A 14890-nucleotide genomic window follows, 5' to 3' on the forward strand; every position below is an offset into this window, starting at 1 on the left:
ATCCAGCACCTGTTCAAGAAGAACAAGCAGCAACAGATGTTGAACATGATGAAGTAAGTCAAGAAAATGATCAAACAGATGCAACAGAAACTAACAGCTTCAATAAATTCTCTATTATGGATAAATTGGTTGGATACTATAAAGATTTAGTGACTGCATACTCTAGCTTTATGAGTTTTTTCAAATAATGCTGTGCTCTTTTCGGTAATACTTGTTAAGAAAGCGCACTATGAAGCGTCTATGACGAGCGTTATGAAAGATTTCCCTTTTTATGATAGTGTACAAGTTTTAACGGAAACATATTAATTAGATAAGGAAAGAGAGATTGAGGGGGCATTTCCCCTCCTTCAATCTACTTTATTAGTAACGAACGAGAGGCTATAGAGGCCTCTCTTTTTTCAAGTTATCTATGTTTTGGTGGAATAAATACCTGTGAGAAAACCAAGTATTAATCATATGGACATTATAGGACTGAATATCCTACCTTGAAGGCGTATTTAATGAGTATGGGGAAGTTTGGAGGAAAAGGGGGGATATTTATTGATGGATATAGGTCAGTGGAATGGTTACCTTGATGCTATTGATGCTTCTTTAGAGAAAGGGATGGCTGCTAAGGAAGTCGTTTGCTCCATTACGACGGGTTTCCGCATAATTCCTTCGTTACGGAATGCACCAGGGCTGAATCCGTACCATGCGACTGTAGCTGACATCGGCTACGGTTTTGATGCAGTCAGAGGAACGATTAGGCGGTTCCGCAATGGAGAAACGATTTCGCTTGGAAAAGAAATGCTTGTTTTGGATCTAGATACATTGCGCATTAGTGAAAAACAATTAAGCCCTAATTTTGAGCTAGTAGCAAAAAAAGCGACACCTGAAAACTATGAATTAATCGAGCAAAGTCGGTTTTTAAACCAGCAAATAGCACACCATATTAATGAAGCTAACAGGTTCGGCAAGGCTCTTTTGGGGAAGGAATGGAATGTGATTCTGAAACGCGTCCAAAACGTTCAGGCCATTCCGCGTCTTTAGTAGACTACTTAGGAGGAGAAAAGGAATGCCGCATCAAGCTTCTGTTCAGATGAGTGAAGAGGAACAACGGCTTTTATTAGATTGGTGGGAAACAACGGAACGAGGGACAATAGTGGTAAAACGCTTAGTTTCGTTAATGACGGAACTAAGGCTGAATCCTGAATCAAGCCGTGCAGATGGAATGATTTTGCTTTATCGTGCCGCATCTGAGGTTTCTTACGGTTATGCAGGGATGAGGGGCTGTATTCGCCGTGCTTTTACACCTGAATATTCCGAGGTTCTTCGGAATAATATGGTCAGGTGCCATAGCTTTGCACGGAGATTTTCTGTTGATACAAAGGTTCTTCTGGAACGAGTCGCTAAACAAATCAGCGGGGTAAGCGCGATGAAGATTGTAGATAGCATCCGTGACACCCTCCATGAAAATGACGCGATGCTAACAGAAATTGAGAATAAAATGAATCAGTTTTTTGGGAAGGAAACCCTTCAATCATTGCAGGCTAGCCATATGCAATCCATTACGCTGCCTCCTTCTCAATAACCATCAGCATAATGGGGACGTTAAGTTTTCCCTTATTTGTAAATCTAGTCTACATGGGGAACCTGGGACAAGAGGTCATGTCTTTTTGCAATAGGATAGCTTCTTCAGCGTACTATCGTAACTTTAAAAAGCTGAGGTGGGAAAATGAATAAAAAAAGGTTTTGTACGTCATTGAACATAAATAAGTCGGGCTGCACCTCAAGGATGCAGCCTTTTTCTATTCTTCAATAGAACCTTACCTTTGACTTTTTAATATAGGAAGCCCTTGGTCCGGTTCGTATTTTTCTAGTATTTTACTCCTCGTAATTCAGCGTGGCTGAATCGGTTTTGCCAAACGTCAGATAGAATGGCGCTCCTAATATTCCTGAAGGAACAAATACATCAAATGAGCCGCTTTCGACATCGTAGCGCCGTACAGAACCTGTATCAGGTCCGTCTCCCGTAATAGGGACAAACAGTTTTCCTCCCGGCCCGAACAGAATGGCCTGCGCGAAGGCACGGGGCTCTCCAACTACATCAAGGTCAATCTTTTTGATAAACGCGCCAGTTTTACCTTCAAAGACTAGGATTTTGTCGGTGTCATTTTCATCTGCCCGGAAGCTGGTGATGTAGAGGTTACCGTCCGAACCAAACACCAAGCCTTCAGGACGTTGGAGGTTGTTGACGTTATTGCTCGTAATGAATACATCAATTAACTCCATTGTCTCCGGATCGAAGCGCAGCACCCAGCCATTAAGCGGATCAGGAATGTTACGGACGGATACATACAGCAAGCCGTCTGGTCCGATAACTAGACTGCGTGGAAAAAATGGTCCATTGAATCCAGAGTGGTCGAGACTGCCTAGAAATTCCCCTGTAGTGCCATTATAGGATCTTACTTCTCCTGGCTGAAACCCTTCATCAGAGCTAGGGCCCAATAAGTCTGCCACAAACAGGATATTGTTGTTCGTGAGAATGATGCCTCGCGGTGTAAACGAGGCGCCTTCTTGGACAGAAGTGACGAGTTCACTAAGAAAAGCACCAGTCTTTCCATTATACTTCAACACGTTTCCGCTCTCGGGTTGATCTACTTTTGGATTGGAGACAAGGAGATTGCCTAAATGGTTAAAAATAAGACCATTTGGGCCGTTTAAGCCACCGCTTCCTGATGTTACAAAATTGCCATGGAATTCCCCGGTAACTGCGTTGAAACGTTTCACGGTGTTGTCACCTACGTCACCAATATAGAGGAAATCTCTGCGAATGCCCAAAAAAATCCCTCCTTCTAAAAAGTTTTAAGTAGAAAAATAACTTCTACCTACTTTAATTTATTCGAATGAGAGCTTTTCCGTAATGGACAACCTTCTTGATAAAATAACACAATTTCTAAATTATGCATTTTTAAATTCTCTAATAACAATAGTAAATGAAAAACTTTCTATAATAAGTTTCGTAGAACAGTAACAAAGTAACGGCTAACCAAAACCTTTCTCCTTTCAAGAAGCTAGGTTAAGGATTCGGTTTTTGAGTGTACCTGGTTCTTTTTGGTGAGCTTCTCACTTTTTCTCACCTTTTAAATAGTTTAAAATTATCATATAATAGTAATTATATTAATCTATAAATAAATGTGTTATACTTATAAGTGAATGTGATATACTATAAATAAATGTGATACACTGCGATAAGTTTATTATTGATACAGAATCGGTGTGGACTAGGTCGCGCCTTCGCTTGGTATGGCGCTTAAGAAGGAGAGCCTGCATCCTTTCTGCAAATTTTGGGAATAAGGGATGGTTAAAATGAGCAACAGCGAAACTAAAACTGACGTCATCTTAATTGGTGCCGGAATCATGAGTGCGACTTTAGGGACACTTCTGAAAGAATTAGTACCGGAATGGGAAATTTCAGTGTTTGAAAAGCTCGAAAATGCAGGAGAGGAAAGCTCTAACGAATGGAATAATGCGGGAACAGGGCATGCAGCATTGTGCGAGCTTAACTATACAAGCGAAAAACCAGACGGATCTATCGATATTAGCAAGGCTATCAAAATTAATGAACAGTTTCAGCTTTCTATGCAGTTTTGGTCTTATCTTGTAAACAGAAAGCTAATCAATAATCCGCATGACTTTATCATGTCATTGCCCCATATGAGTATGGTACAAGGGGAAGAAAATGTAACTTTTTTGAAGAAACGTTTTGAAGCGCTTTCAAATAATCCATTGTTCAAAGGGATGGAATTTTCTAAAGACCCAGCAAAACTACTGGAATGGATTCCGCTTATTATGGAAGGCCGTACATCGAATGAACCTATTGCAGCAACAAAGATTGACTCTGGAACAGACGTTAACTTTGGTGCTTTAACACGTATGTTGTTTGACCATTTAAAAAATCAAGATATTGAAGTTAAATACAAACATCAAGTTGAAGATATTAAACGGACTAGTGATGGTCTATGGGAATTGAAAATTTGGAATATGGAAACCGGTAACATCGAACGCCATACAGCAAAATTTGTCTTTATCGGAGGCGGCGGCGGCAGTCTGCATTTACTGCAGAAAACGGGCATTCCTGAAAGCAAACATATTGGCGGATTCCCTGTAAGCGGAATTTTTCTGGCATGTAACAATCCAAAAGTTGTCGAACAACATCATGCAAAAGTGTACGGGAAAGCTAAAGTTGGAGCTCCACCGATGTCTGTTCCGCATCTTGATACAAGATATATTGACAATAAGAAATCGTTGCTATTTGGACCATTTGCCGGCTTCTCACCGAAGTTCTTAAAAACGGGATCAAATATGGACTTAATCACATCAGTAAAACCAAATAATGTTTTAACGATGTTGGCGGCAGGCGCAAAAGAAATGTCATTGACGAAATACTTGATCCAGCAAGTGATGTTATCAAAAGAACAGCGTATGGAAGAATTACGAGAGTTTATTCCGACCGCTAAATCTGAGGATTGGGAATTAGTAGTAGCGGGCCAACGTGTGCAAGTGATTAAAGATACGGAAGCTGGCAAAGGAACGCTTCAATTTGGTACTGAAGTGATTAATGCCGCTGATGGCTCGATTGCTGCATTACTAGGAGCTTCTCCAGGTGCTTCTACAGCTGTTCACGTTATGCTTGAGGTCTTAAATAAATGCTTCCCGCAACATGTGAAAGAGTGGGAACCGAAAATTAAAGAAATGATTCCTTCTTATGGCATGTCACTTATGGATAATCCGGAGCTTCTGCACGAAATTCATACTTCAACAGCAGAAACGCTCGGTTTAATCGAAAAAGAACTAGTTCATAGTTAATTTTTTGGACGGATAAAAATATAGAACCTTTGATCTATCTACAGATTGAAGGTTCTTTTTTATACTCATCGTTTTCGCGCTATTCATCACCCTTAGGTTATATGCTGTGTCTCATTCCATATACATATACTACTTTGATCAAAAAGGAGTTTATAAAATTGGGAATGAAGGGCCGCATTACATTTATGACGTGGAATCTTTATGTAGGTGCAGACTTGGGATCTATTTATACTGCGGAGTTTAATGAACTTCCACAACGTGTAACCGAGGTATTTCGTCAATTTCTAGCGACCAAATTTCCCGAACGTGTGAAAGAAATTGCCCGTCAAATTGCATTGAATAAGCCTGATATCATTGGATTGCAAGAAGCGGAACTATGGTTGCTGCAAGTAGTGCCTGTACCGAGTTTACCTATCGTAAAATATAATTTTATTAAATTGCTGTTAAAAGAACTAAGAAAAATAGGATTACATTATGAAGTCGCGGCCACTAATGATAATGCTGCAGCATCACTGCTTTCTAGTGAAGGGAATTCAGTATCTTTGTTGGACAGAAACACCATTTTAGTCCGAAAGCGATCCGGGTTGCAGGTTATTCAATCCATATCAGAGGAATTCCAAAAAAATCTGGAAGTTACCATTGGGGGACAACTCTTTCTGATTGTTAGAGGATGGTCATACATTGATGTTAAAGCAAATGGACGTGTTTTCCGGGTAATCAACACCCATTTGGAACCTCTTTCTGAAGGTGTACAAATAGCGCAAGGGAACGAAATACTGAATGGGCCCGCCAAAACCAATCTTCCGGTTATTGTCCTTGGAGATTTGAATTCGGATGCTGATGGCACTGGTACACCAACTTACGGAAATTTTAGATTAGAAGGATTTGGGGATGTCTGGGAAGGAGCAGGTCAAGGGGACGGTTTTACTTGTTGTCAAGATGCGGATCTGTTAAATGGTCTATCCTTACTTAATAGAAGAATAGACTTTATTTTATTTAAAAACGGCTGGATGCCGATTCGTGCAGAAAGAGTAGGAGGAGACCAAAGCGATAGAACCCCAACTGCCCTCTGGCCTTCTGATCATGCTGGAATGGTTGGAACTTTATTTTTACCGTAATCTTTAGTTTTTCGGAACTTTTCCTAGTTTTAATTTGGAAAAATAAAAGCTGTCGGATACTTGGATCCGCAGCTTTTTGCTATTAAAACGTAAAGCGGGAAACTTGTTCGTCTCCGATCATTAACCCGACTATTTCTTGGAAACCTACTTTTTCGTAAACAAGCTTTGCGTGCTCATTAGTTGGTTCATAAGACAGGGTGATGGTTTGATGGCGATCCTCTTTTATATTCCTAATATCGTCTATTACAAGTTGAATCGCTTTTTTTCCATACCCTTTTCCTTGATGATTTTGATCAATCATTATGCGATAAATCCAATACTCATGGTCGTCTTCGTCAATTCCGTAGAGTGTAAATCCAATCATTTCCTCGTCGTAATAAATTCCTTTTGCGTGGAAATTTTCAAGGAAATTCATCTGGGCCAATGATACCGCATTAGATGCCACAAACTTTACTTGATCTTCCCGGACACGCAGCGAAATGGCTTTACGCCAATTGTCTTTCGTAATCGTTTCTAAATACAACATATGTCAACTCTCCATTTCATTCATCAAAACTCCCTGAAAAAATAACACCTTCTAAGTTATTCGGTATAAACGGATCATTTCCTCCATTCCTGTTTTTCCATCGTGTATTATCTTTTATGAAAATCGGGGTAAATTGACTATTGCAGAGAGATATGTAAAAGTAAAAAGAGATACTGAAGGAGGAACTAAACCAAAGTGATAAACATAACGATTCCAAAACCAACTGTAACCATTACGAAACAAAAAAATCCTGAGCTCAGCCATATTTATGGGTTTACTGACTTTCATCTTATCCCTAGAGATAAGGGTGGTATTTTTATGTTTTATAATAATAAACAAGAGCTATTATTCGTTGGAAAAGCAAGGAAGTTGAGACCAAGAATTAAAAAGCATTTTGAGGATACTGTATCCCCAATCAAAATGCATAGAGATGAAGTTACAAAAATCGAAGTTTGTGTGATAGAAGATCCTGTACATAGAGAAATTTACGAAACTTATATCATTAATGAACTTAAGTCGAAGTACAATATAGACAAGGTGTTTTTTAGATAAAGCTTATTAAGAGAGAGGCAGTAGGTATAGTCAAATTAGATCATACCTATTGCCCCTTTTTTATCATTTTAAAAGGATGAGAATGGTGGTTAGTAAATATATTTATACGTATTCCTGCTATGAAGAGGAACGTTCATTATGTGATTTAGAAATGCGCACATTACTTGGAAGTGAGCCACAAATCGGCATTGTGGAAAGCCATATAAAGATGGATCCTAGCCGAAGTCCATTTATAAAGGAGAGAATTTCCAATATATTGGAGGCAGATAGCCTTGATCATCTTCTCGAACAAGTTTCAGCCTTACAAGTAACGGGTGAAACGTTTAAAGTCTTATATGTAAAAAATGGCGCTACTTCAAAGATAGAAAAGGTAGGGTTTGAAAATCGGCGTACTATTGAGAAGAAAATTGGACTACATATAAATGGGGTGGCTGATCTCCATCACCCAAAGCGATTGTTTGGCGTCATAGTGGTAAACGGCAGATGGGTATTCGGAGATTATGTTGAAGGTGAGCCTGTTTGGTTTCGGCATCAACAGAAGCCGCATAGTTACTCCACGGCGCTTAATACACGTGTAGCAAGAGCTATTGTCAATATTGCCATTCCTGATCCAAATGGAATCAAGGCCATTGACCCTTGCTGTGGGATTGGGACCGTACTAGTGGAGGCTCTATCAATGGGAATTGATATAGTGGGGAGTGACAGGAATCCACTTGTTCTTGGCGGAGCCAGGGAGAATATTGCCCATTTTGGACTTTCTGGAGAAGTGAAAATAGCCGATATCCGTGACATCACGAATCAATATGACGTAGCGATTATTGATTTACCGTATAATTTGTGTTCAGTCATCACTCAAGAAGAGAAGACTGAAATGCTTCAAAGTGCTCGTAGATTTGCTAGAAAGGTCGTAGTTGTAACCGTTGAACCGATCGATGAAATACTTGTCAACACAGGGTTTGTTATGATTGACCGGGCTGTCGTTAAGAAAGGATCATTTACCCGCGAAGTGATTGTATGTAAGTAAATTAATGGGATTTCCTTGTTTTATCTATAATAGGTAAAAGTAGTAGCTTTAGCGATTCATAAAAAATGAACACTAAGGAGATTATGATGATGAAAGTGGGATTTGTTGGAACAGGGAATATGGCAAGTGCCATCATTAAAGGGATGATTAATAAAGAACATACAAAAGCGAATGATATTTTTGTATACGATGTAGATACTGAAAAGATGAATCAGTTTGTTAGAGAAACTGAAACGAACACATGTGAATCTTGTGAAGAATTAGTAGAATGTGCGGATATATTGGTTTTAGCAGTCAAACCGAATCAATTTGAGGCCGTTTTAACGCCATTGAAAGAATGTATTAAAGCAAAGAATCCACTGATTGTTTCTATTGCGGCAGGTACTTCGATTGAAAAGATCCATAAGCTTACAGAGGCAGGAAGTGAACTCGCGATTATTAGAGTCATGCCGAACGTAAATGCCATGATTGGTGAAGGGGCTGCAGCTGTTTGCGGAAATAAAGCTGCTAGTCAGGAACAAGTGGACTTTGTTCTAGACCTGTTTAATGCAATTGGCATGGCAATTGAATTACCTGAACATCACTTCAGTACCTTTACGGCCATTGCTGGTAGCTCACCTGCTTATGCGTATTTATTTATTGATTCCTTGGCCCGTGGTGCTGTGAAAAATGGATTGCCGAAAGATTTAGCCAATAAAATTGCCGCACAAGCTGTTTTAGGAAGCGCAAAGATGATTCTTGAAAGTGATGAGGATCCATGGGTGCACATTAATCGAGTCTGCTCTCCCGGCGGGACAACGGTAGCCGGATTAGTGGCATTAGAGGATCAGGCTTTCATCTCAACCGTGATCAAGGGTGTGGATGCAACGATAAAAAGAGATGAAGAATTAATGAAAAAATAATTGTCGTATTAACACTTTAATTAGCAGTAAACATAGCATGCGCTCAGAGGATTATTATGGCTTTGAGCGTATGAGTGGCCAATAACGGAGCCACAGTCCACTCAAAAATTTAACGGACTCTCCTTCCGCTATTTACTAAAACTCCCCAACATCCAAGTGCTAACGGACATCAGGTCCGTTAATCGATGGAAATCATACGAAATTCCCCCTCTTTCACCCTAATAGCGGAACCTGAGTCCGACAAGCCTATAAGATAAAGGCTCTTTTGTGAAATAACGGAACCACAGTCCTCTAATTTCCTCAGCCTGAAGAATTCGATGTATGAAGTGCTTGCTCAGTCCTCGTTGAAAGCCAACCAAGAGAGTTTACGTCAAAGTTAAGGTAATCGGTTGTTCAGAACAATTGAATCGTAGGGCATTGTTAACAGCTTCGTTAATAACTACCTTCATAAGAAAAGACTAATTACAAAGAATCCATGTCATAAAGGTGTGTCTAGTGTAAGAACGGCGGGACAAAAGGGATGATTAACCTGTCCGACAAATACCACGGCAAAAAGTGAAACTTTATTGAAAAGTGCACAGTATAATGTAGTATTGGTTTCCACAAATGGCCATTAAGGGAGGAGCGAAACAAGATGAGTATGATCACAAGGTTTAAGGATATTATGGCAAGCAATATTCATGCATTGTTGGATAAGGCAGAGAATCCGGAGAAGATGATTGATCAATATTTAAGAAATCTGAATAAGGATTTAGGGAAGGTAAAATCGGAAACGGCCTCGGTGATGGCTGAGGAGCAGCGGTCAAAAAGGGTATTACTTGAGTGCCAAGAGGAATTGGAGAAGATGGAACGCTATGCGATAAAAGCCCTAGAAGCAGGGAATGAGGGGGATGCGAGAAGGTTTCTAGAGAAGAAGGCGGAATTGACAGCGAGATTATCTGAGTTGCAAACCGCATATCAGTTGGCTTCAGAGAACTCTCAGCAAATGAAGCAAATGCATGATAAGCTTGTCGCGGATATTGGCGAGCTGGAATCTCGAAGGAATATGCTGAAGGCGAAATGGTCAGTGGCAAAGACCCAGGAACGAATGAATAAGCTTGGAGCATCAGCTGCCCAATCAGGACAGTCGATATCGGCATTTGAGCGAATGGAGGAAAAGGTCAATCGCGCTCTAGATGAAGCGAATGCCATGGCAGAACTAAATGCTGGCCCGAAGGATGATATTGCTGACCTAGCAGCTAAATATGATGAAAAGGGCCGTGACAGTGACAGTGACATTGATCGTGAGCTTGCAGCATTAAAAGAGAGGATGAAGAAATAAGGTTGTGGGGCGGGAAACCTGTCTAAAAAATTTGTCCTCATTGCCTGGAAGAGCATCTTTTGCCTTTCGCGGTAAAAGACCTGCATGTTCATTGCCCGAAAGAGCATCTTTTTGCCTTTCGTGGTAAAAGAACCATATGTTCATTACCCGTAAGAGCATCTTTTTACCTTTCGTGGTAAAAGAACCACATGTTCATTGCCCGAAAGAGCATCTTTTTGCCTTTCGTGGTAAAAGAACCATATGTTCATTACCCGTGAGAGCATCTTTTTACCTTTCGCGGTAAAAGAACCACATGTTCATTGCCCGTAAGAGCATCTTTGTGCCTTTTCCCAGTAAAAGACCCGCATCTGCATGACCCGAAAGAGCACTATTTAACTTTTCGCAGTAAATGAAAAACATCTTCCTTGTCCATAAGTTCCTCCTTTTTCCTTTTTGAGTATATAGGAGTAGGACAAGGGACCTGAGTATAAAAGAGGTGAGGAGAGCGTGATTTTTCACTATAAATGCCCGAGCTGTGGGAGTGATATGAGCTTTGATGCTGACTCAGGCGAGTTATCCTGTCAGAGCTGCGGAAGACAAGAGAGTATCGAAAATTATCCAGAAGAGTTGAGGAGAGCCACGTTTTCAGAGGATGAGACCAATGAATATCAATGTGAGAATTGTGGGGCTGTCTTAATTACAACAGCTGAGACCGCTGCTACAAGCTGCAGTTTTTGCGGGGCAGGTGTGGTCATTGCGAATCGGCTGTCAGGTCATCTTGCCCCTGCCAAGGTGATTCCTTTTACAATCAGTAAGGAAGAGGCAACGGAGGCTTTTAAAAAATGGTGCAGAAAAGGGCTTCTTACGCCGAAAGGTTTCATGATTGCAGACCGAATTAAGAGTATAACAGGCATGTATGTGCCTTTTTGGTTATTCGATCTGAATAGCAAGGTGCAGGTTAATGCCACTTGCACGAAGGTCAGAACCTATACAAAAGGGGAGTATATTTATACGGAAACGAATTATTATGACGTTTTTCGTGATATAAACCTTGATTACGTCAAAATTCCAGTGGATGCATCGGAAAAAATGCATGATGACTTAATGGATAAATTGGAGCCATACCCGTATGATCAACTAAAGGATTTTAAAACACCTTATTTGGCTGGATTTATTGCGGAAAAATATAACTATACGGATGACGAACTGCTTCCAAGGGCGAAGGATAAAATAAACGACTATATTGAGTCCTATATTCGTTCAACATTTTTGGGCTATCAATCAGTCAATTATAAGAATAAGCAAATTGATACGAGAAATGTAAGCAGCTATTATGTTTTACTGCCTGTGTGGATGGTCAGCTATGATTTCAATCAAGCCGAGCATGTTTTTGCGATGAATGGGCAAACAGGGAAAGTGGTTGGCAAACCGCCAATTAGTTCAGGCAAAGTGGCTATGTGGTTTAGCGGGATTGCAGCCGGAACCTTCATCGCCCTTAAATGTGCCTCCTATTTGATGGGAGGTGGCTTTTGGTGAGCGGAAGTTGTGTAAACAAACGATGCCTCTTTTTCCTTTTCGCCGCATTCCTGCTACTGTTGCCGTGGGGGCTACCGGCCAAAGCAGATTCTCTTAATCAGTCAAAGTATATTTATGATTATGCTCAGCTGCTAACGGATGAAGAAGTGGCTGAATTAGAATCGTTAGCTAGGAAGCTGGGGGAGGAAAGAAATACTGCGTTTCTGGTCATTACGGCAAATGGTACGGAAGGGAAGGACATCGTTCCATATGTGGAGGATTTCTATGATGAGCAGGCTCCAGGCTATGACCAGCCGCATGGAAATACGGCGATATTAACAATTGATATGCAAGAAAGAGATGTGTATTTGGCAGGATTTAAAAAAGCAGAGCAGTATTTGGATAGCGGGCGGCTTGATATGATTCGTAATAAAATTACCCCCGATTTATCGGAAGGTCAATATTATCAAGCCTTTTCTACGTTTATCTACACGGCTCATCATTACATGGGATATGAGCCAGGTGTGAATCCGGAAAACCTGCTTTTTAAATGGTGGTTTCAATTAGCGGCAGCCTTATTGACAGCCGGCATCATTGTGACGATTATGGGCTATCGCTCTGGCGGCAGGGTCACAGTAAATGCCAGGACCTATATGGATAGTGCCCAATCTGGAGTGCTTAACCAATACGATCATTTTGTGAGAAAAACCGTGACGAAGCATAAGAAGCCATCCTCCAATTCAAGCAGCGGTGGAGGCGGTGGCGGAATCAGCAGAGGAGGTCACTCGCATAGCGGAAGCAGAGGCAAGTTTTAACTAGATGCTCAGATTTTCGAAGGGAATTTATCGAGCCAGCGCAGGTATTATCTGAGCGCAAATACGTCAAGGTGTATTTGATAGAAGGGAGCAAATAATCGATGTCTTTTTTTAGAAACCAATTTGCAAATGTAGTGGAATGGCAAGAATTTAGAGATGATATGATTTTTTATAAATGGAGCAATCGGGAGATTAAAAAGGGGAGCAAATTGATTATTCGCCCTGGTCAGGATGCGATCTTCTTTAATAATGGGAAAATCGAAGGGGTATTTCGTGATGAAGGGGAGTATGATATCGAATCGCAAATTATACCCTTTTTATCTACATTAAAGGGGTTCAGGTTTGGGTTCAATAGTGGCATGCGTGTCGAAGTGCTGTTTGTGAACACGAAGGAGTTTATTGAAAAGTGGGGAACGAAAAATGCGATTAATATCCCAACGCTCGGTCTGCCGGGCGGCATGCCGATTCGTGCGAACGGTACATTTCATTTTAAAGTAAATGATTATGTAGCCTTAATTGACCAAATAGCTGGAGTTCGCGAGCAGTATGTCGTAGAGGATGTCAAAATACGGATTACTTCGATCCTTGACCAGCTCTTGATGAAATGGATTTCAAGGGAGGGGAAGGACATGTTCAATCTCCAATCTAATTCCTTTGAAATTTCTAAAGGGATTCAGGAGGATTTAGATATGCAGATGATCAAGAGCGGCATCACGATCACAGGATTTAATGTCATGAGCTTCAGCTATCCAAAAGAAATTCAAGATATGATTAATAAGAATGCTTCACATGGAATGGTCGGTAATGTTGATCGGTACCAGCAGATTTCCTTAACGGATGGCATGGCTTCAGGAAAAATGAGCGGAGGGGGAGCCGCATCCGATATGGCTGGGATGATGATGGGGATGAATATCGCGGGCAAAATGCTGAATCAAATGAATCAACAGAGTCAAGATCAGCCTGCATCCTCTCAAAATGCACAATCACCTTCACAACCGAATGCAGGCGAGCAAAAAAGACCAAATTTCTGCCCTAATTGTGGGACAAAAACAGGTGAAGGCAATTTCTGCTCGAACTGTGGGCATAAACTTGTTTAACGTAGCCGGAGCGTCTTAGCATCAGACATTTTAACAGCCGCTTTGGGAAGGGAGCCTCCCTGTCCCTTCCTTTTTTTACTAGGTTAGAATTGGGCAATTAAGAGGCCATTTACTTTTCCTTGACTAGCATTTTTAGTAACTCTTTCAATGCAAATGAATGGTAGGCTCCTTTTTTTGTAATAATTCCAAGCTTCCACAAAAGGGTGGAGTTTTCGAGAGGGATAATTTTGACATTCCGGTTAGATTGTTTGTTAAATATTGATTTAGGCAAGAGTGTAATCCCAAGATTTGATGAGACAAGTTCGATAATGAGATCCCATTGTGAGCTTTGGTAAGAAATAGCGGGGGTAAACCCAGCTTTTTTGCATGCATCTTTCACATAGTCATGTAAGGTAAAGTCTTCTGAAAAAATGATAAACCTTTCATCCTTTAATTCATGTAAGGATACTGATTTTCTGCCAGCTAGCTTATGATCTTCCTGGATATACAAGACAAATTCATCTTGAATGAAGGGGTAAATGTTGAATTTTTCCTCATTGGCTGGCAATACAACAATTCCAAGATCTATTTCTCCATTTTCAATTAATGATCCAATAAGCTTGGCGCCGTGTTCGATTAATTCAAGTGAGACCTTTGGATATTTCTTGTTAAAATCGCTGGCGATTTTCGGAAAAAACAAGGTCCCAATTAGCGGAGGAATGCCGATTTTAATTTCACCTGAAGTAATTTCCCGTAGTTCATCTAAATGGACATTTAATTCGTTTAAAGTAGCGAGAACCTTTTGGCCCTGTTGAAAAACAATTTTTCCTGCATCTGTGAGATGCAAATGTCTAGTTGAACGATCAAATAGTGTTACTTGTAGCTCTTCCTCTAATTTTTTAACTGCTTTACTTAAGGAAGGCTGTGTTAAGTAGGAATGGGCAGCCGCTTTCGTAAAGCTTTTGTGAACAGCTACTTCAATAAAAGACTTTAAGTCTTGCAGTTCCATAGTTGCCTCCTATTTATTCTGATTGTTCATAATTTATATTCGATTTATTCATTTTACTTATAGAAATGATGGCTGTAAAGTATTAATTATATGGGTAATTTGTGAATTTTCAAAATAGTCAACAGTGAGTTAATTGCCTTTTGGCATTTTGTGAATTTTCAAAATAGTTAACAGTGAGTTAATTGCCTTTTGGCATTGGTGCTGG

At 40.4% G+C, this 14890-nt stretch carries 15 protein-coding genes; 12 read left to right on the forward strand and 3 right to left on the reverse strand.

The window, feature by feature from the left end; translation table 11 throughout:
• From V7122_RS04495 to V7122_RS04505, 3 genes are all read left to right on the forward strand, one after another.
• Positions 1-188: hypothetical protein (locus tag V7122_RS04495; protein WP_335348058.1), on the forward strand; the 188-nt coding region annotated here is incomplete at its 5' end.
• A gap of 355 nt (positions 189-543) precedes the next feature.
• Complete coding sequence (locus tag V7122_RS04500; protein WP_335348060.1) at positions 544-1029, forward strand: hypothetical protein; 486 nt, start codon at positions 544-546, stop codon at positions 1027-1029.
• 25 nt (positions 1030-1054) lie between these two features.
• The gene (locus tag V7122_RS04505) at positions 1055-1570 is read left to right on the forward strand and encodes a hypothetical protein (RefSeq protein WP_335348057.1); all 516 of its coding nucleotides are present in this window, start codon (positions 1055-1057) and stop codon (positions 1568-1570) included.
• Positions 1571-1863: 293 nt separating this feature from the next.
• Here the strand turns inward: V7122_RS04505 and V7122_RS04510 are convergent, their stop codons facing one another.
• Positions 1864-2820 carry a Vgb family protein gene (locus V7122_RS04510; protein ID WP_335353205.1) on the reverse strand — a complete coding sequence of 319 codons (957 nt, stop codon included), beginning with the start codon at positions 2818-2820 and terminating at the stop codon, positions 1864-1866.
• 528 nt (positions 2821-3348) lie between these two features.
• On the opposite strand from V7122_RS04510, the gene V7122_RS04515 reads away from it, so the two are divergent.
• Entirely contained in the window at positions 3349-4848 is a 1500-nt protein-coding gene (locus V7122_RS04515) for a malate:quinone oxidoreductase (protein WP_335347841.1), read from the forward strand.
• Between the two features lie 164 nt (positions 4849-5012).
• Complete coding sequence (locus V7122_RS04520) at positions 5013-5966, forward strand: endonuclease/exonuclease/phosphatase family protein (RefSeq protein WP_335347842.1); 954 nt, start codon at positions 5013-5015, stop codon at positions 5964-5966.
• Positions 5967-6048: 82 nt separating this feature from the next.
• Here V7122_RS04520 and V7122_RS04525 read toward each other — a convergent pair whose 3' ends face one another.
• Complete coding sequence (locus V7122_RS04525) at positions 6049-6492, reverse strand: GNAT family N-acetyltransferase (protein WP_335353206.1); 444 nt, start codon at positions 6490-6492, stop codon at positions 6049-6051.
• A gap of 195 nt (positions 6493-6687) precedes the next feature.
• Between V7122_RS04525 and V7122_RS04530 the strand changes: the two genes are divergently transcribed.
• The 7 genes from V7122_RS04530 to V7122_RS04560 all read left to right on the forward strand — a co-directional run bounded on the left by V7122_RS04530 (position 6688) and on the right by V7122_RS04560 (position 13697).
• Positions 6688-7044, forward strand: coding sequence for a nucleotide excision repair endonuclease (locus V7122_RS04530; protein ID WP_335347839.1), 357 nt, complete (start codon positions 6688-6690; stop codon positions 7042-7044).
• Positions 7045-7129: 85 nt separating this feature from the next.
• Positions 7130-8068: a TRM11 family SAM-dependent methyltransferase gene (locus V7122_RS04535; protein WP_335525910.1), complete on the forward strand. Its 939-nt coding sequence runs from the start codon at positions 7130-7132 to the stop codon at positions 8066-8068.
• Between the two features lie 83 nt (positions 8069-8151).
• Positions 8152-8970 (forward strand): pyrroline-5-carboxylate reductase, encoded by an 819-nt coding sequence (gene proC, locus V7122_RS04540; RefSeq protein WP_335525911.1) that lies wholly within the window; start codon positions 8152-8154, stop codon positions 8968-8970.
• A 634-nt stretch (positions 8971-9604) separates the two neighbouring features.
• Positions 9605-10291 carry a PspA/IM30 family protein gene (locus V7122_RS04545; RefSeq protein WP_335525912.1) on the forward strand — a complete coding sequence of 229 codons (687 nt, stop codon included), beginning with the start codon at positions 9605-9607 and terminating at the stop codon, positions 10289-10291.
• Positions 10292-10777: 486 nt separating this feature from the next.
• Positions 10778-11806: a TFIIB-type zinc ribbon-containing protein gene (locus V7122_RS04550; protein ID WP_335525913.1), complete on the forward strand. Its 1029-nt coding sequence runs from the start codon at positions 10778-10780 to the stop codon at positions 11804-11806.
• Entirely contained in the window at positions 11803-12600 is a 798-nt protein-coding gene (locus tag V7122_RS04555) for a TPM domain-containing protein (RefSeq protein WP_335525914.1), read from the forward strand. The genes V7122_RS04550 and V7122_RS04555 overlap by 4 nt, the downstream gene beginning before the upstream one ends.
• A gap of 101 nt (positions 12601-12701) precedes the next feature.
• Positions 12702-13697 (forward strand): SPFH domain-containing protein, encoded by a 996-nt coding sequence (locus V7122_RS04560; RefSeq protein ID WP_335525915.1) that lies wholly within the window; start codon positions 12702-12704, stop codon positions 13695-13697.
• A gap of 109 nt (positions 13698-13806) precedes the next feature.
• On the opposite strand, the gene V7122_RS04565 is transcribed toward V7122_RS04560, so the two are convergent.
• Positions 13807-14685, reverse strand: a complete 879-nt coding sequence (locus V7122_RS04565) for a LysR family transcriptional regulator (protein WP_335525916.1) — start codon at positions 14683-14685, stop codon at positions 13807-13809.
• Positions 14686-14890 lie beyond the last annotated feature (205 nt).

Origin of the sequence: Bacillus sp. JJ1532 (genome assembly GCF_036965085.1) — a bacterium.
Taxonomy (GTDB): domain Bacteria; phylum Bacillota; class Bacilli; order Bacillales; family Cytobacillaceae; genus Cytobacillus.

What these genes read in the sequence shown, in the direction of transcription:
- V7122_RS04515 (WP_335347841.1), top strand. Translation starts at nt 3,349, where the DNA reads ATGAGCAACAGCGAAACTAAAACTGACGTCATCTTAATTGGTGCCGGA.
- V7122_RS04525 (WP_335353206.1), bottom strand. Translation starts at nt 6,492, where the DNA reads ATGTTGTATTTAGAAACGATTACGAAAGACAATTGGCGTAAAGCCATT.
- V7122_RS04565 (WP_335525916.1), bottom strand. Translation starts at nt 14,685, where the DNA reads ATGGAACTGCAAGACTTAAAGTCTTTTATTGAAGTAGCTGTTCACAAA.
- V7122_RS04560 (WP_335525915.1), top strand. Translation starts at nt 12,702, where the DNA reads ATGTCTTTTTTTAGAAACCAATTTGCAAATGTAGTGGAATGGCAAGAA.
- V7122_RS04520 (WP_335347842.1), top strand. Translation starts at nt 5,013, where the DNA reads ATGAAGGGCCGCATTACATTTATGACGTGGAATCTTTATGTAGGTGCA.
- V7122_RS04500 (WP_335348060.1), top strand. Translation starts at nt 544, where the DNA reads ATGGATATAGGTCAGTGGAATGGTTACCTTGATGCTATTGATGCTTCT.
- V7122_RS04545 (WP_335525912.1), top strand. Translation starts at nt 9,605, where the DNA reads ATGAGTATGATCACAAGGTTTAAGGATATTATGGCAAGCAATATTCAT.
- V7122_RS04505 (WP_335348057.1), top strand. Translation starts at nt 1,055, where the DNA reads ATGCCGCATCAAGCTTCTGTTCAGATGAGTGAAGAGGAACAACGGCTT.
- proC (WP_335525911.1), top strand. Translation starts at nt 8,152, where the DNA reads ATGATGATGAAAGTGGGATTTGTTGGAACAGGGAATATGGCAAGTGCC.